The sequence below is a fragment of the Chryseobacterium balustinum genome (assembly GCF_900168205.1).
GTDB classification, from domain to species: domain Bacteria; phylum Bacteroidota; class Bacteroidia; order Flavobacteriales; family Weeksellaceae; genus Chryseobacterium; species Chryseobacterium balustinum.
In genome coordinates this window covers 35,841-53,892 of the sequence record NZ_FUZE01000026.1, presented here as the reverse complement: position 1 = coordinate 53,892, position 18,052 = coordinate 35,841, and the positions used below count along the sequence as shown (strand labels likewise).

Below are 18,052 nucleotides of genomic sequence, written 5' to 3'. Positions count from 1 at the left end.
CAAATATATAATCAACAAAAATTAGTAAGTTTATAAATCGAAAATCCTCCTTAAGGATTTAAACTAAAATGTCTAAGTTGGTTTGAAGACGTACATTCACTTATGAAAAAGGGCGAAATGATTCGAATTATTTTAATTCATCAGAATTGTATAAATTAAAATCTATACAAAGTAATATTATCGGACAAAGTACTAACCAATTTGTAGATAAATATACCTTTGATTATGATTATACCAGTACATCTTTCTTGACATTTCCTGACCCCTCGCTTAATCTCAAAAAACTTTTATTAAAAAAAATAACTAAATCAGGCGATACTAATAATCTAAATGAATATGAAATCAGCTATACCAACCAAAATAAAATATTTAAAAAAGACAGTTGGGGATATTACAGAGGTAATGATTTTTATGAACCTGTAGATATCACTCAAGATGTTATCAGCTCTATTACTTATCCTACTAAAGGAAAAGTGATGTTTGACTTTGGTGAAAATATTTATAGTCATTTTGCTGGATTCTCACAACCTATCGAGGCAGTAACTGGAGAGTGGATAGAGCATAATAATGATTTTGAATTAGAGGGGGTTAATTCATTTAATCCTAATATTAAGAAAGAATTTTTTACGATACTTTCTCCGCAGACCGTTAAATTACACCTAGATCTCGGAAATTTGGTTTACTCTAATTGGGAATTTAATATTTACAAACAAATTAGCCCGAATGTATTTTCAGCTCCTGTAACTACATTTGGAATGAGCTGGCAATCTTGTATAAGTACTAGTGGTGCCCAATGCCCAAATGCGGGAATTGGTGAAGGAGGAGAACCTGTTACAGAATTCTATAGAGAAGTAACTTTGGAGCCAGGAACTTACTATGCATCTCTTAGTGGAAGTTATGGGATAACTCAAAGACCAGTTTCCTATTATCTTACAGCATCTACAAAGGAGCGTTCTTTTCTTAGTTATGTGACTAAGAAAGGTGGTGGGCTCAGAATTAATGATATTAAGTATTTTGACGCCCCAGCTTCAACTGTACCCGCTAAGGAATTTGTATATGATTACAAGGATATAGAAAATCCTCAAAAAAGCAGTGGTGCTTTGGTTTTCCCAGAACCAATTTTTAATTATACGGAAATGATTACTTACGATTATATAGTTGTAGCTCCTGAAAGTATTTACTATAATGCCATTATTGATACAACTACAGACTTCAATATACTACCATCTGAAAAAACACAAGGGTCTGATGTGGGATATCAATATGTAACCGTAAAGCAGATTATAAAAGATACTAATAATACAATTACTGATAAAGGTAAAACAGTATACAAGTTCAGATCTCCAATAGACTTTCCGAATCCGGATACTTTTAGTCTCGAAATGCCTATAGTTCCTATTTCTAATCGGGATTATTTGAGAGGACAAATGATTTTTGAAAAAAAGTATGATGATAATGGAAAGATACTTTCGGAAGTGAATAATGAATATACTACACTTGAGTTTACGAAACTAGAAGGTATAAAAGCGAAGGATAATCACTATAATATAATTAACCCCAATTATTATATATATAATGATTATCAAGTATATATAGCTGACTATCCTCCAGGTGGTATTCCTTTAACAATTCCTTATAAATATTTTGCCACTTATGGTATTACACTCCCCTCAGAGAAAACAGAAAAATCTTACTTTTATAAAAACGGTATTCAAAGTTCTATTACATCAACAACAAATACGCTGTATAATAATCTAGACTACCCAACATCCGTGACACAAAGTTTTTCCGATGGAGAAACAAACAATGCCACCTATGCTTACGCTTACGAAAAAAACAATACCAAGCTCATCAATGCCAATATGATAGGTATTCCCTTAGAAACGGAGACTAAAAAAAATAACAAGACGATTTCTAAAGTTGAGACCAAGTATGATAATCCTGCCAACTTATTGCCGAGCTCTGTAATCTCGACCGACCTTAGCAATACCAATTCTACCGAAGTTACTTATGATCAGTATGACCCCAAAGGTAATCTATTACAATATACTACCAGAGATGGTATTCCTACAACAATCATTTGGGGCTACAACTCAACTCAACCGATTGCTAAAATTGTAGGTTATCCATATTTTTTAATAAGTGGTTTGGTAGGGGCTATTATTACAGCTTCAGATGAGGATGCTTTAAATCCTTCGAATGAGGGTGCATTGATAATAGCTTTGGATAACTTCCGTAATCTTCTGCAGTTAAAAGAATTTCAGATTACCACTTACACTTATGACCCATTGATTGGGGTAACGAGCATCACCCCACCATCAGGAATCAGAGAGATTTACAAATACAACTCTGCCAACAGATTAGAAAATATCAAAGATATTAATGGTAAACTGATAAAAGAATTCAAATACAACTACAAACACTAAAACCAGATATGAAAAAAATAATCATCCCGATAAGTACATTGTTTGTAGTGGGGCTTTCCCATGCGCAGACTTTAAACTTAAGCACAAATCAGAATTATGTCTATTCAAAAACCTATCTTGATTATAATGCAAGTACTGCGTCTAAAACAGCAGAAACCGTTCAGTATCTTGATGGTTTAGGCAGACCTAAACAGGTTGTGAATATAAAAGCTTCCCCATTACAAAAAGATGTGGTATCTCATATCACCTATGACGGATTTGGGAGACAGGCTCTGGATTACCTTCCCGTTCCACAAGGTGGAACAATGAATGGAGCAATTATTCCCGACCCTTTAGCAAATGCACCTAATACTCCTTTAGGCAACGAAGTTATTTTTGCTAAAAAAGAATTTGAAAATTCGCCATTAGACAGAGTTTTAGAACAAAAACAGGTAGGTCAGGCATGGAGCGAAAAGCCTGTAAAATTTAATTATGACGCCAATGCAGATGGGGAGGTGAAAAAATATACTGCTACATTTGATTATTCTACATTCGTTTCTGAAATTGTTTTATCATCAGTAGGTTATGGAGCTAATCAATTGTACAAAAATACGGTAACCGATGAAGATGGGAATAAAACCATTGAGTTTAAAAATGGACAGGGACAAACCATCTTGGTAAGAAAAATGCTTGACGATGTTACAAAAGCAGATACTTATTATATTTACAACGATTATAATCAACTGGCTTTTGTCATTCCACCTTTAGCAGCAGATGCGGTTAAAAATTTAACTACTGGTGCATTTCCTGATATTACATTAAATAACCTTTGCTACCAATATAAATACGACAGCAGAAACCGTTTGGTAGAAAAGAAACTTCCCGGAAAAGGTTGGGAATACATGGTGTATGATAAAGCCGACCGACTGATCTTTACACAGGATGCTGTAATGCACCCAACAGGAAAGTGGCTTTTTACGAAATATGATAAGTTCGGAAGGGTCATTCTTACGGGGATTGTAGGAGGAACAGACAGAGCTGATATGCAAAATATGATAAGTAATAATTTAATCATTGAAAATCGATCTCGATCAGGTTTTACGAAAAATGGAATGCAGATTTACTATTCTAATGATCATTTCCCGTATTTAGAAACCGTGTTATCAGTAAATTATTATGATACTTATCCTTACTATACACCCTCATTTACTCCTACAGTCACTAATCTACCGTTGTTGACGGATGATTCGAGTTTAAATGTCAGCACAAAAAGTTTACCTGTAGCTTCTTATGTGAAAAACATTGAGGATGATAATTGGACAAAAAATTATACCTGGTACGACCAAAAAGGAAGAGCAATCGGAACACATTCTGTCAATCATTTAGGAGGTTATACCAAAACAGAATCTGAGCTTGATTTTTCGGGTACGCCAAAGATGGTAGTTACCCGACACAAAAGGTTAGATAGTGATGCTGAAAGAGTGAGCAACGAAAACTTTACGTATGATCATCAGAACAGACTAGTAACCCATACCCATCAGGTTGATAATAATCCTGTGGAATATCTGGCTCAGAACAAGTATAATGAATTATCTCAGTTAGAGTACAAAAAAGTGGGTGGAACAAGTTCAAACACACCTTTGCAGCAGGTAGATTATCTCTATAATATCCGAGGCTGGATGACACAGATCAATGATCCTGCAAATTTAGGAAGTGATCTTTTGGGTTATAAAATTAAATATAATCAGGTAGAAGGTGAACAGACCCCTAATAATGATTTTTTAGCACTTCAGGTAAAACCTAAATACAACGGTAACATTGCAGAAGTAGACTGGAAAACTTCCACTCAGGAAAACGAACCTCTTAAAAGGTATGGCTATGTATATGATAGATTAAACAGATTGTTAGCGGGTTTTTATCAAAACGAAATTAATCCTACAGCGAAAGAATATTTTGAAAAAATAGACTATGACCTAAACGGAAACATTACAAGGCTCCAACGTTCCGCAGAGCTCATGACAGGAAATACTGCAGCGTTTAAGATTGACAATCTCAGATACGATCATACCGGAAACAGGCTTACAAAAGTTACTGAAGAAGAAATTGGAAAGAGTGATGGCTATCCTTATCTGGCAAGTCACAATACAATTGAGTATGATAATAATCTGGCTAACGGAAATGGAAATATGACCAAACATTTAGATAAAGGCATTTCATCAATTCAGTATAATTTTCTAAATTTACCAAAGCAGATTACTCAAAACGCTCAGGTGACCAATTATATATACCGAGCAGACGGAGTAAAAGTAAAGAAGCTCTTTGGAGATATAGAAACCAATTATCTTGATGGTTTTCAGTATAAAGCACTTAAACCTTCACAAGAAAACCCAGGTGGTTTGATAGGTCCTGATGATGTAGCAGTCATGAAACTCAGAATTATACCAACTTCTGAAGGATATTTTGATGCGATAACCAATCAATACATTTATAATTACACTGATCATTTAGGCAATATACGATTGAGCTACACTGACACCAATAAAGATGGAGTTATTCAGCCTCGACAATATTTCGTAAGTGAGTGTGATGGTAATTGGAATCCTCCATTTGAATTTCCTACATGTATAGATAACTGGAAACCAGGCGAAATTGTAGAAATTAATAATTATTACCCATTCGGATTGATGCATAATTATACAGCTACCACGCAGAATGCTTATCAGTACAAGTACAACGGAAAAGAACTACAAGAGACTGGCATGTATGATTATGGCGCAAGACTTTATATGCCGGATATTGGGAGATGGGGTGTGGTGGATCCGCTGGCGGAGAAGTATATCAATTGGTCACCGTATAATTACAGTATAAATAATCCTATTCGTTGGATTGATCCGGATGGACGTGGTGTAACTGATGTAGTTTTAAGAGGTGATCAGGCTAAAGAAGCTTTTGAGCAGTTAAAAAATGCGTCGAGTAATTTGAATCTAAAAATGGACTCAAAAGGAAAAGTTACTGGAACACTGAAAAAAGGAGCAACCGCGACAGATGCTGAATCAACTTTGCTTTCAGCTATGAGCAACAAAAGCGTGGTAGTAGATGTATTAGCTCAAAGTAGTAATGTAATAGAATCAGATAACACGGCAATATTTGGCGGAGCGTTTAGAGGAAGTACTATTAACTCCTCAATAGATGCATCTTTAGAAGGGTCGCCAAATACAATAACTCATGCAAACCAAACTATAAATCCTACAGATTTGGGTGAAATGGATACTTATTATAGTGCTGTAAAAGGCGTTGGAGTTATGCATGAAATATTGGAAGCTTATAGTGGTGCCATTAATAGTCCTGGTGCAATAAGTATTACAGGTAAGCAAAATAGAGCTTTGGGCAAAGATTGGTACTTAAATGCACATAATAACGCAAGTGCTTTAGATCCTCGAATAAATTATAATTTGGACTCTGAGAATAAAATTTTGCCAAGAACTGCAGGAGGTAATATAAGAATTGAAAGAACACTTTACAGGCAAGTAAATGGTATTAGAGAGTCAAAATCATTAGGAACTGTTGAAATTAAACCCAAAACAAAATAAATGAAAACCATATCATTTTTAATAATAATCTTAGTGATGAGTTGTTGTTCTAATAATAAATTATCTACAAGAAATGATGATACTAATAGTTTGTATGAGATCTTAAAAATTGACAGTACTAAAAGTATGTATTTAATACAAATCCGGAATGGTAAGATTAATGAATTAGTATTATCAGAAAGAAATTGTAAAGCAAAAAGTAAAAATAAAATAGTTGTAGGAAAGGAATATCCATTAAGAATTGATCCTTTAGATTCATACTTTAATGATGATGATTTTGAAAAGAATGGATTTAAAGTAGATGATATTAATGTTAAAAGTCTTACACAAGGAACTATATATATGAGCAATAATCTTTGCGGACTTTATATATCGGAAAAGTAAAATATAATTTCCATTAATCTTAAAAGACCTCGCATTTTGCGAGGTCTTTTGTGTTTTATAGAGCAGCTACATTTTTATTAAAGAAGTCTTTAAATTTTTTCTTTGTGAGGAAAGTATCAATCATTTTAAAGACCATTGTTTTTTCTTCAGGTTCGAGTTCCTGTATTAGTTTTACTTGTTCAAGAATCGTTTTATCTTCTACAGTAATCTCTGTAGGAGTTCCGTCTTCATAATTAATAATCTGATCGGTAGTCATCCCGAAATACTTTGCAATCTTACTAAGAGCATCAATAGAAAGTTCTCTTTGTCCGCTTTCAATTTTAGAATAATTAGAACGATGCATAGCAATAAGATCAGCAATAGTCTGTTGTGTAAGTCCTTTTTGTTCTCTTATTTTCTTTATGTTTATTCCTGTACTCATGATTGATAATATTACTTAGTAAAAGTAGTCAAATAAAGGACAAATATAAAAAAATGTTCCATTTGTTAAAATTTATGTTGTCTAATTGGAACATAAAGTATAATTTTGTAGAGTATCAAATAGGAACAAATATTTTTCTCTATGGAAATCTCCGCAATCAAACAACGTCTAAGTTTATCAGAAGTTCTGCAACATTACAGTTTGCAACCCAAAAACAATATGCTTAGATGCTTTATGCATGATGATAAAACGGCAAGTCTTCAAGTGAATTTAGAAAAGAACTTTTACAAATGTCATGCTTGTGGAAAAACGGGTGATATGATCCAATTTATAGAAGATTACGAGAAAATATCAAAACATGAAGCAATCAAAAAAGCTGAAAGTTTAATTAGCAATGAACAATTATCAGTAAAAAATACAAGAGGTACTGCGGAGAACCTTGGGCAGACTGATTTCTCAGGAGAAAGGTCTGCCCTCTTTTTAGAAAATACTTTTAGCTATTTTAGAAAAGCGCTGTACTGTTCCAATCCTGCAAAACAATATGTTGAGAAAAGAAATCTCGACAACTCCATTTTAGAGATTGGTTATAATAGTGGTCAGTTCCATCACGGAGAACGAAAAAGCGAAGAATTAATCAATAATGCTTTAGAAGCTGGATTGTTATTAGATAAAGGATTAATCAATAATAGAACAGGAGAAAAAGGCTATAGTATTTTTGCAAATAAATGTATTGCTTTTCCTTTGAAGAATAATGAAAATCAGATTGTCAGCTTTTATTTTAGAAGCATTTTAGAAAAGGATAATGCAAAGCATTTTTATTTAAAAAATCGTTCCGGAATTTATCCCTGTTATCCAAAAACTGAAACTAAAAAACTGATTTTAACGGAAGCAATTATTGATGCAGCTTCATTATTACAAATTAAAGAAATTAGAGACAATTACAGTATTATAGCGTGTTTTGGAACGAACGGATTAAATGAAGAAATCTTAAACTCAATAAAAAATTTAGAAAATTTAGAAGAAATTATTTTCTGTTTTGACCAGGATAAAGCAGGAAAAGAAGCGGTAAAAAAATATGCTAAAATGTTGAATGACCTCTTCCTTACCAAGGAAGAGGTCAACGATCACCTGTCTAATAATCAGGTAACCCTTAGTTTTGTAGAATTACCGAATAATGATGTAAATGAAACTTTACAGCTGCACGATGAAAAAATCTTTACAAAACTTTTAGAAGAAAGGAAATTTATTTTTTCAACTGAAAACGTGTCGAATAAGGTAACCGTCACGGAAGTGAATCAAAATATTGAAAAAGAAGAAGTTGCAAAAACAACAAAAGACGAAATAGTAAAAAATAGTAAAAACTTAACTACCATAGATTTTTTAGAGCAAAAAGACTTGCTAAAATCCTTAAACCAAGTCATCGAAAAAGCCGGAATTATCGGGGAAGAAAACAGCCGATTATTATTGTTTTTAATCACGATAAGTTACCTCAATAAAAGCCCATTACACGGAATAGTACAAGGAAGTAGCGGAAGTGGAAAAACCCATATCATCAGCAGAATTGCAGACATGATGCCACAGGAAGATGTACTGAGATTTACAAGAATTACAGAATCAAGTTTATACAATTGGGGTGAGTTTGATCTGTTCCAAAAGATCATTATCATTGAAGATTTAGACGGTCTAAAGGAAGATGCCTTGTATGCTTTAAGGGAATTTATATCGAATCAAGTGTTAAGAAGTTCGGTAACCATAAAAGACAAAAAAGGAAACAACAAATCTTCCCATAAAATAGTGAAAGGACAGTTTAGCAGTTTATCAGCAACGACAAAAGGAGAATTGTACGAGGACAATATGAACAGGAGTTTTATTGTCGCCATCAACGAAAGCGAGGAACAAACCGAGAAGATTATCAGTTATCAAAACCGCAGAAATGCAGGAGAAATTGACAAAAGCACCCAAGAAAAGGCAATCGGTTTTATACAGAAAATCGTCCGAAATCTAAAGCATTATGAAGTAATCAATCCGTATGCGACACAGATACAGTTACCTAATAATGTAAAAAATAAAAGACGTTTAAATGAAATGTTCCAATCCATTATTAAGCAAATTACCATTATCCATCAATATCAGCGAGAAACAAAAGATAATTTTTTAATCACAGAAATCGAAGATATAGAGAATGCCGTAGAAATATTATTCGAGAGTATTATTTTAAAGATTGACGAGCTGGACGGAAGTTTAAGACAGTTTTTTGAGAAGTTAAAGAAAGTCTTTAAGGAAGAGAGTTTTACAAGGTTTGATGCGATGGAGGTTACAGGATTTAAGAAAACACAATTACAATTTTATCTGAATGATTTAGTAAGATTAGAATATTTAAAACAAATCGGTTTTGCGAATAAAGGATTTAAATACAAAATATCTTATAGTGATAATATTCAAAAGGTTAGAAAAGATTTAAAAGAAGCTTTTACAAAACAGTTGGAACAACTGAAAATGAACGCTACTGAACACTAGCGAACACCAAACGGAAGCCAAACGAACGCTAAAGTATCAAATACGATAACATAAAATACTGACAATCAATAACTATTAACTGACAACTATGTAGCGTTCGGAAAAATCCAAAATATTGAGTAAGCAAAACCATCATACTTAATGAAAAATGACTGAAACAATCTTACAATTTAGAAAAGAATTACAGAATTTAGGCTATTGTAAAACCGTTGTAAATGCATACCCAAAGCGAGTAGAAGTCTTTTTGAGATACTGTAAAAAATCAAAAGAAGAAATCAAAACCAAGGATATTTTAGAGTATTATTCTTATCTGAAAACCATAATAAGCCAAAGAACACAACGAAATTTAAGTGAAAATTATCTACACTCTATTTTATTGGCAATCAAACTTTACTTTGATTATTTACAAAGAACCGGAGAAATAAAAACCACTCCTTATCAGCTGAAAATAAAAGCTCCGAAATCAGAAGAAAGAAAGGTATTTACAGACGAAGAAATGAGAAAATTATATCGCAAAAGCAGTCCGTTACAAACCATTATTTTACACCTGTGTTATGCGTGCGGACTCAGAAGAAATGAGGCAGTAGAACTGAAAGCAAACGATATAGATTTAGAAAATTGTTTGTTATATATCAAAAAAGGAAAAGGTAAAAAACGAAGAGTAATCCCATTTACAAAACAGGTTCAGAAAGATATTAAAGCTTTTATTTTTTCATCTGAAAGAAAAGAAACGTTACTCAATATTACAGCAATAAGAATCTACTACGAATTTAAAAAATTACTAAAAAAAACAGCACTTAGTAACAAAGGATTTACGTTGCACTGCTTGAGACATACGATTGCTACACAACTTTTGGAACAAGGAATGGAACTGGAGAAAGTAAGAGATTTTCTCGGACACGAATATTTAGGCACGACACAAATCTATACAAGAATAAATCAATATAACAATATGAAAATGTAAGAGTTTACCAATGATAAAGCCATCAACCGACAACCATCAACTAACAACTTTTTTAAGAAATGAATTATCAGAAAGCTCTGTGAAAACCTATGTCTATGAAATAGAAAAGTTCAAAAAACATTACAGAGATCCCGAGAAAATCAGCTATCAAAACCTAATGGAATATGTAGAATTATTAAGAAAAAACTACAACCCTCAGAGTGTAAAAAGAACGATTTACGCCATCAAAAAATACTACGATTATTTAGTAAATATTGGAAAGTTAAAACAGAATATCGCCACCAATATCAAGATAAAAGACGGCAAAGAAAACCCAATCCAATTACAGGAATTATTGACAGAAAAGGAATTACAAAAGCTTTTAGAACCCAGAAAAGAACGTTATCCGATGTTGGCGAAAAGAAACCAAATTGTCATAAGTTTACTCGTCAATCAAGCTTTGTTGGTTGGAGATATTGAGAAATTAAGCATCGAAGATTTAGATCTGAAAGAAGCAAAAATCAGAATCCAAAAAACCGGAATAACAAACAGCAGAATATTAGAATTAAAAGCAGAACAAATATTGTTATTTTATCAGTATTTAAAGGAAGAAAGAGAACAATTAAAAACCTTCAGAACCGAATCCGAAAACTATTTTTTATTAGGAAAATTAGGAACTAAAATTACTTCAGACGACATTAATTATTTAGTATCAACTTACAAGAAAAATTTTACCAAGAAACTCACCTCAATAACCATCCGACAAAGCGTTATCAAACTGAAATTAGACAACGGAGAAAATCTTAGAAAAGTTCAATATTTTGTAGGACACAAACACGCAGACACGACAGAAAAATACCGAGAAACAGGAATTGATGCTTTACAAACTGCGATAAACCAGTTCCATCCGATAAAATAAGAGCCAAGGAAAAAGTAAAAAAGAACCAAGAAAGTCCACCGCTTGCATTTTTGAATAATATCCCGCCCCCGAAGCTAAAAAAGACATTTTCCGCCAACCCTTTGCCAAAGCTCGCCCAACGCTTTAATGCCACAGCAAATTACATAATCGAAATTATACGCAATTGCCCACGCAAACCGTTGCCTTCCACTCCGCTGAAGCTTCGTTACTGGCAAACCAACACCATCTTTGCCTATAATTTGAGATTATGCAAAATGCTTTTCTTTGTTCCGTTTTTTGAAAAACTCCACAGCCTACGCTTTTAGCCATCAACTTTCCCGAATCTTTCCCAATCCGAAAAATACCTTTTTTGCCAAGGCTTCAACCACCTGAATAAGGAAAAAATGCGCCAACACTTTTGCTTAGTTTTTGATTGAAAATTTGTAAGCAAGAGGGAACGTGTCTAAAAAAGACAACGTTCTGAAAATTAGAGCTATATATTTTTATGGAATTGAAAAATTAATAAAATTATTATTAAAAAATATGTAAACATTTAATTTGTAATATTTTACAACCAGGAAAATTAAGAAAAATTTTAAATTATCAGTCCAATATGAAATATTAAAATATGGATAAAGCCAAGGCTAAAACCAGCTCCGCTTTTACCCACATTTTAACATTTACAACAACAGCGACAATCAATATTTGCCATAAAAAGAATGTGGATTTATGGAAAAATCCAATGCTGAATCCCGCGCTTTTTTTTCCACAATTCCACATTTACAACACCGACAACAGGAAGTTTACTAAACAAATTTTTGAAAATAAGAAGCTTTTTTTTCAGTTGAAAATAAAAAGTTAGAGAGATTTTATTTTTCAACTGAAAATCTTTACTTTTGAGAAAGCGAGCAAGAGCAGGCGTTCACAGTGTAAAGCCTCGCACGAAAAAAAATGAAGTAGGCAAATCCCAAAAAGTTGAGCGGAGTTGTAGAACTACAAGTACAACGGAAAGGAACTGCAAGAGACGGGTATGTATGATTATGGAGCAAGATTCTATATGCCGGATATTGGGAGATGGGGTGTGGTAGATCCGTTGGCAGAAATGAATAGAGCTTGGTCTCCATTTAGATATGGTTTTAATAACCCTGTAAGATTTATTGATCCAGATGGAAGGAATGAAGATATATGGGAATTAAATTCTGAAAATGGAAACCTTACCAAGGTTGAAGATAATAATAGACCAGATGAGCTGTATATAGTAGATAATAATGGAAATAGAAAAACAGATTCATCAGGTAATCAAGTGAAATTTACAATGGAGAGAGATGGACAGATAGAAGACAGGATAAAAGATTCTGGCACTGTAAAATATAGACCGATGGTAAATGGAAAAGCTACCGATACTCAAAAAGAAGTTCCTTTTGAGGTTTTTTCTTTTGAAAATCAAGATAATGCTAAATCATTTTTTGAGTTTCTGGAAAGAAACTCTAATGCAGGAAATGAGTTTGATTTATTAGAATATACTCAAAACGGACAAAATAAAGGTATGGTGGGAAGAACTCTTCAATTTAGTTATTTACCAATGTTTGGGAAGGATGGAACGCTTGGTGGTATTCTTCCAACGCTTACTTTAGATTATTATAAAAATATGCTCCTGAAAACCTCGGGTATTGAATTAATGAAATCAGTGTTTACACATTCACATCCTGGAGATGGAAATCACCCAGTACCATCAGGCAATGATCAAGCAACTGCAACAATTCCACAAATACCAATTCCAACCTTTAGAGTTTATAGTGGAGGCGTGTATAACACATTTAAAACCCCCTAATTAATACTATGAAAAAAATATTTTTTTTAATTTTATTAGGACCTTTATTGCTATCCCAAAATTTTCAAACAAAAGATTCTCTTAAAATTCTTGCTCAAAGTAATTTTAAATCAATGGAAATATTTAAAAATGAAAATGGAAAACTATTACCTACAGAAAGTTATAGCTATAACCAAGATAAGAGAGAATTTATAATAAAAAACATATCAGATAAAAATAAAGATTGGATAAAAACTATTGTCACATTAGATAATGAATATAATATTAAAGAAGAGGAGAAGATAATTGAAGGAATGATTATATCCGATAAGGAAAATATTCTTGTAAAAAAACAAGTTTCTTTAAAAAATAAATATGTTTATTCTAATAATACTGTTAGTATAAAAAAATTTAATGATAAGGGGAGTTTAATGGGAAAGAAATTTATGCTATTTGATAAAGAAAATCGGATAATTGAAAGTATAAGTTTATTTAATATTCCAGAAGATATTGTTATTACAGAAATTGAAAAATACAATTGGATTGATACTAGTTCATATAATTATGAGAAAATCACTTTTAATGCTCCAAAGTCAAAAGTAACTGGCGTATATAAATTAAACAAGTATGGCGATAGAAAATCTTTTAAAGGAAGTTTTATTGTTAATAATAAGGCAGAATTAATTGATTATCATTTTAATGAAAAAATAAAAAAAAATGATTCTAGAGGAAACTTGATTCAAGTATATGAAATTGAGAATGGAAGTAAGATACTTATTGAAGAAAGAAAAATAATCTACTAAAACAACACCTCTCGCTCCCGCACAGCTGCATCGTGTGGCAGATAACTAAAAAAAACTCGTAAATTGCGAGGTTAATTATAATTATAATTACAAGTACAACGGAAAAGAACTACAAGAGACTGGCATGTATGATTATGGCGCAAGACTTTATATGCCGGATATTGGGAGATGGGGTGTGGTGGATCCGCTGGCGGAGAAGTATATCAATTGGTCACCGTATAATTACAGTATAAATAATCCTATTCGTTGGATTGATCCGGATGGACGTGGTGTAACTGATGTAGTTTTAAGAGGTGATCAGGCTAAAGAAGCTTTTGAGCAGTTAAAAAATGCGTCGAGTAATTTGAATCTAAAAATGGACTCAAAAGGAAAAGTTACTGGAACACTGAAAAAAGGAGCAACCGCGACAGATGCTGAATCAACTTTGCTTTCAGCTATGAGCAACAAAAGCGTGGTAGTAGATGTATTAGCTCAAAGTAGTAATGTAATAGAATCAGATAACACGGCAATATTTGGCGGAGCGTTTAGAGGAAGTACTATTAACTCCTCAATAGATGCATCTTTAGAAGGGTCGCCAAATACAATAACTCATGCAAACCAAACTATAAATCCTACAGATTTGGGTGAAATGGATACTTATTATAGTGCTGTAAAAGGCGTTGGAGTTATGCATGAAATATTGGAAGCTTATAGTGGTGCCATTAATAGTCCTGGTGCAATAAGTATTACAGGTAAGCAAAATAGAGCTTTGGGCAAAGATTGGTACTTAAATGCACATAATAACGCAAGTGCTTTAGATCCTCGAATAAATTATAATTTGGACTCTGAGAATAAAATTTTGCCAAGAACTGCAGGAGGTAATATAAGAATTGAAAGAACACTTTACAGGCAAGTAAATGGTATTAGAGAGTCAAAATCATTAGGAACTGTTGAAATTAAACCCAAAACAAAATAAATGAAAACCATATCATTTTTAATAATAATCTTAGTGATGAGTTGTTGTTCTAATAATAAATTATCTACAAGAAATGATGATACTAATAGTTTGTATGAGATCTTAAAAATTGACAGTACTAAAAGTATGTATTTAATACAAATCCGGAATGGTAAGATTAATGAATTAGTATTATCAGAAAGAAATTGTAAAGCAAAAAGTAAAAATAAAATAGTTGTAGGAAAGGAATATCCATTAAGAATTGATCCTTTAGATTCATACTTTAATGATGATGATTTTGAAAAGAATGGATTTAAAGTAGATGATATTAATGTTAAAAGTCTTACACAAGGAACTATATATATGAGCAATAATCTTTGCGGACTTTATATATCGGAAAAGTAAAATATAATTTCCATTAATCTTAAAAGACCTCGCATTTTGCGAGGTCTTTTGTGTTTTATAGAGCAGCTACATTTTTATTAAAGAAGTCTTTAAATTTTTTCTTTGTGAGGAAAGTATCAATCATTTTAAAGACCATTGTTTTTTCTTCAGGTTCGAGTTCCTGTATTAGTTTTACTTGTTCAAGAATCGTTTTATCTTCTACAGTAATCTCTGTAGGAGTTCCGTCTTCATAATTAATAATCTGATCGGTAGTCATCCCGAAATACTTTGCAATCTTACTAAGAGCATCAATAGAAAGTTCTCTTTGTCCGCTTTCAATTTTAGAATAATTAGAACGATGCATAGCAATAAGATCAGCAATAGTCTGTTGTGTAAGTCCTTTTTGTTCTCTTATTTTCTTTATGTTTATTCCTGTACTCATGATTGATAATATTACTTAGTAAAAGTAGTCAAATAAAGGACAAATATAAAAAAATGTTCCATTTGTTAAAATTTATGTTGTCTAATTGGAACATAAAGTATAATTTTGTAGAGTATCAAATAGGAACAAATATTTTTCTCTATGGAAATCTCCGCAATCAAACAACGTCTAAGTTTATCAGAAGTTCTGCAACATTACAGTTTGCAACCCAAAAACAATATGCTTAGATGCTTTATGCATGATGATAAAACGGCAAGTCTTCAAGTGAATTTAGAAAAGAACTTTTACAAATGTCATGCTTGTGGAAAAACGGGTGATATGATCCAATTTATAGAAGATTACGAGAAAATATCAAAACATGAAGCAATCAAAAAAGCTGAAAGTTTAATTAGCAATGAACAATTATCAGTAAAAAATACAAGAGGTACTGCGGAGAACCTTGGGCAGACTGATTTCTCAGGAGAAAGGTCTGCCCTCTTTTTAGAAAATACTTTTAGCTATTTTAGAAAAGCGCTGTACTGTTCCAATCCTGCAAAACAATATGTTGAGAAAAGAAATCTCGACAACTCCATTTTAGAGATTGGTTATAATAGTGGTCAGTTCCATCACGGAGAACGAAAAAGCGAAGAATTAATCAATAATGCTTTAGAAGCTGGATTGTTATTAGATAAAGGATTAATCAATAATAGAACAGGAGAAAAAGGCTATAGTATTTTTGCAAATAAATGTATTGCTTTTCCTTTGAAGAATAATGAAAATCAGATTGTCAGCTTTTATTTTAGAAGCATTTTAGAAAAGGATAATGCAAAGCATTTTTATTTAAAAAATCGTTCCGGAATTTATCCCTGTTATCCAAAAACTGAAACTAAAAAACTGATTTTAACGGAAGCAATTATTGATGCAGCTTCATTATTACAAATTAAAGAAATTAGAGACAATTACAGTATTATAGCGTGTTTTGGAACGAACGGATTAAATGAAGAAATCTTAAACTCAATAAAAAATTTAGAAAATTTAGAAGAAATTATTTTCTGTTTTGACCAGGATAAAGCAGGAAAAGAAGCGGTAAAAAAATATGCTAAAATGTTGAATGACCTCTTCCTTACCAAGGAAGAGGTCAACGATCACCTGTCTAATAATCAGGTAACCCTTAGTTTTGTAGAATTACCGAATAATGATGTAAATGAAACTTTACAGCTGCACGATGAAAAAATCTTTACAAAACTTTTAGAAGAAAGGAAATTTATTTTTTCAACTGAAAACGTGTCGAATAAGGTAACCGTCACGGAAGTGAATCAAAATATTGAAAAAGAAGAAGTTGCAAAAACAACAAAAGACGAAATAGTAAAAAATAGTAAAAACTTAACTACCATAGATTTTTTAGAGCAAAAAGACTTGCTAAAATCCTTAAACCAAGTCATCGAAAAAGCCGGAATTATCGGGGAAGAAAACAGCCGATTATTATTGTTTTTAATCACGATAAGTTACCTCAATAAAAGCCCATTACACGGAATAGTACAAGGAAGTAGCGGAAGTGGAAAAACCCATATCATCAGCAGAATTGCAGACATGATGCCACAGGAAGATGTACTGAGATTTACAAGAATTACAGAATCAAGTTTATACAATTGGGGTGAGTTTGATCTGTTCCAAAAGATCATTATCATTGAAGATTTAGACGGTCTAAAGGAAGATGCCTTGTATGCTTTAAGGGAATTTATATCGAATCAAGTGTTAAGAAGTTCGGTAACCATAAAAGACAAAAAAGGAAACAACAAATCTTCCCATAAAATAGTGAAAGGACAGTTTAGCAGTTTATCAGCAACGACAAAAGGAGAATTGTACGAGGACAATATGAACAGGAGTTTTATTGTCGCCATCAACGAAAGCGAGGAACAAACCGAGAAGATTATCAGTTATCAAAACCGCAGAAATGCAGGAGAAATTGACAAAAGCACCCAAGAAAAGGCAATCGGTTTTATACAGAAAATCGTCCGAAATCTAAAGCATTATGAAGTAATCAATCCGTATGCGACACAGATACAGTTACCTAATAATGTAAAAAATAAAAGACGTTTAAATGAAATGTTCCAATCCATTATTAAGCAAATTACCATTATCCATCAATATCAGCGAGAAACAAAAGATAATTTTTTAATCACAGAAATCGAAGATATAGAGAATGCCGTAGAAATATTATTCGAGAGTATTATTTTAAAGATTGACGAGCTGGACGGAAGTTTAAGACAGTTTTTTGAGAAGTTAAAGAAAGTCTTTAAGGAAGAGAGTTTTACAAGGTTTGATGCGATGGAGGTTACAGGATTTAAGAAAACACAATTACAATTTTATCTGAATGATTTAGTAAGATTAGAATATTTAAAACAAATCGGTTTTGCGAATAAAGGATTTAAATACAAAATATCTTATAGTGATAATATTCAAAAGGTTAGAAAAGATTTAAAAGAAGCTTTTACAAAACAGTTGGAACAACTGAAAATGAACGCTACTGAACACTAGCGAA

General features: G+C 32.4%; 11 protein-coding genes and 2 pseudogenes. 11 read left to right on the top strand and 2 right to left on the bottom strand.

Annotation, left to right across the window (positions count from 1 at the left end; all coding sequences use genetic code 11):
- Positions 1-146 precede the first annotated feature (146 nt).
- The 3 genes from B5X64_RS19785 to B5X64_RS19775 are packed head-to-tail and all read left to right on the top strand — an operon-like array spanning position 147 to position 6,379.
- Positions 147-2,426 (top strand): RHS repeat domain-containing protein, encoded by a 2,280-nt coding sequence (locus B5X64_RS19785; protein ID WP_079466864.1) that lies wholly within the window; start codon positions 147-149, stop codon positions 2,424-2,426.
- Positions 2,427-2,434: 8 nt separating this feature from the next.
- Positions 2,435-5,995 (top strand): DUF6443 domain-containing protein, encoded by a 3,561-nt coding sequence (locus B5X64_RS19780; protein ID WP_079466863.1) that lies wholly within the window; start codon positions 2,435-2,437, stop codon positions 5,993-5,995.
- The gene (locus tag B5X64_RS19775) at positions 5,996-6,379 is read left to right on the top strand and encodes a hypothetical protein (RefSeq protein WP_139377616.1); all 384 of its coding nucleotides are present in this window, start codon (positions 5,996-5,998) and stop codon (positions 6,377-6,379) included.
- Between the two features lie 55 nt (positions 6,380-6,434).
- Here B5X64_RS19775 and B5X64_RS19770 read toward each other — a convergent pair whose 3' ends face one another.
- On the bottom strand, positions 6,435-6,800 hold the full coding sequence (locus B5X64_RS19770; RefSeq protein ID WP_079466858.1) for a helix-turn-helix domain-containing protein: 366 nt from the start codon (positions 6,798-6,800) through the stop codon (positions 6,435-6,437).
- A 141-nt stretch (positions 6,801-6,941) separates the two neighbouring features.
- Between B5X64_RS19770 and B5X64_RS19765 the strand changes: the two genes are divergently transcribed.
- From B5X64_RS19765 to B5X64_RS19730, 7 genes and pseudogenes are all read left to right on the top strand, one after another.
- Entirely contained in the window at positions 6,942-9,317 is a 2,376-nt protein-coding gene (locus B5X64_RS19765) for a CHC2 zinc finger domain-containing protein (protein WP_228419032.1), read from the top strand.
- A gap of 148 nt (positions 9,318-9,465) precedes the next feature.
- On the top strand, positions 9,466-10,281 hold the full coding sequence (locus B5X64_RS19760; protein ID WP_079466857.1) for a tyrosine-type recombinase/integrase: 816 nt from the start codon (positions 9,466-9,468) through the stop codon (positions 10,279-10,281).
- Between the two features lie 10 nt (positions 10,282-10,291).
- On the top strand, positions 10,292-11,179 hold the full coding sequence (locus tag B5X64_RS19755; protein ID WP_079466856.1) for a tyrosine-type recombinase/integrase: 888 nt from the start codon (positions 10,292-10,294) through the stop codon (positions 11,177-11,179).
- Between the two features lie 973 nt (positions 11,180-12,152).
- A pseudogene (locus B5X64_RS23405) lies at positions 12,153-12,329 on the top strand (RHS repeat-associated core domain-containing protein); the annotation flags it as partial.
- A gap of 668 nt (positions 12,330-12,997) precedes the next feature.
- Positions 12,998-13,771 (top strand): hypothetical protein, encoded by a 774-nt coding sequence (locus B5X64_RS19740; protein ID WP_079466861.1) that lies wholly within the window; start codon positions 12,998-13,000, stop codon positions 13,769-13,771.
- 73 nt (positions 13,772-13,844) lie between these two features.
- Positions 13,845-14,036, top strand: a pseudogene (locus B5X64_RS23400) (RHS repeat-associated core domain-containing protein); the annotation flags it as partial.
- Positions 14,037-14,726: 690 nt separating this feature from the next.
- Positions 14,727-15,110 (top strand): hypothetical protein, encoded by a 384-nt coding sequence (locus B5X64_RS19730; RefSeq protein ID WP_139377616.1) that lies wholly within the window; start codon positions 14,727-14,729, stop codon positions 15,108-15,110.
- A 55-nt stretch (positions 15,111-15,165) separates the two neighbouring features.
- On the opposite strand, the gene B5X64_RS19725 is transcribed toward B5X64_RS19730, so the two are convergent.
- The gene (locus tag B5X64_RS19725) at positions 15,166-15,531 is read right to left on the bottom strand and encodes a helix-turn-helix domain-containing protein (protein WP_079466858.1); all 366 of its coding nucleotides are present in this window, start codon (positions 15,529-15,531) and stop codon (positions 15,166-15,168) included.
- Positions 15,532-15,672: 141 nt separating this feature from the next.
- On the opposite strand from B5X64_RS19725, the gene B5X64_RS19720 reads away from it, so the two are divergent.
- Positions 15,673-18,048 carry a CHC2 zinc finger domain-containing protein gene (locus B5X64_RS19720; RefSeq protein ID WP_228419032.1) on the top strand — a complete coding sequence of 792 codons (2,376 nt, stop codon included), beginning with the start codon at positions 15,673-15,675 and terminating at the stop codon, positions 18,046-18,048.
- Positions 18,049-18,052 lie beyond the last annotated feature (4 nt).

Coding starts and splice junctions, on each gene's coding strand:
- B5X64_RS19780 (WP_079466863.1), top strand. CDS start 2,435: ATGAAAAAAATAATCATCCCGATAAGTACATTGTTTGTAGTGGGGCTT.
- B5X64_RS19775 (WP_139377616.1), top strand. CDS start 5,996: ATGAAAACCATATCATTTTTAATAATAATCTTAGTGATGAGTTGTTGT.
- B5X64_RS19770 (WP_079466858.1), bottom strand. CDS start 6,800: ATGAGTACAGGAATAAACATAAAGAAAATAAGAGAACAAAAAGGACTT.
- B5X64_RS19765 (WP_228419032.1), top strand. CDS start 6,942: ATGGAAATCTCCGCAATCAAACAACGTCTAAGTTTATCAGAAGTTCTG.
- B5X64_RS19760 (WP_079466857.1), top strand. CDS start 9,466: ATGACTGAAACAATCTTACAATTTAGAAAAGAATTACAGAATTTAGGC.
- B5X64_RS19755 (WP_079466856.1), top strand. CDS start 10,292: ATGATAAAGCCATCAACCGACAACCATCAACTAACAACTTTTTTAAGA.
- B5X64_RS19740 (WP_079466861.1), top strand. CDS start 12,998: ATGAAAAAAATATTTTTTTTAATTTTATTAGGACCTTTATTGCTATCC.
- B5X64_RS19730 (WP_139377616.1), top strand. CDS start 14,727: ATGAAAACCATATCATTTTTAATAATAATCTTAGTGATGAGTTGTTGT.
- B5X64_RS19725 (WP_079466858.1), bottom strand. CDS start 15,531: ATGAGTACAGGAATAAACATAAAGAAAATAAGAGAACAAAAAGGACTT.
- B5X64_RS19720 (WP_228419032.1), top strand. CDS start 15,673: ATGGAAATCTCCGCAATCAAACAACGTCTAAGTTTATCAGAAGTTCTG.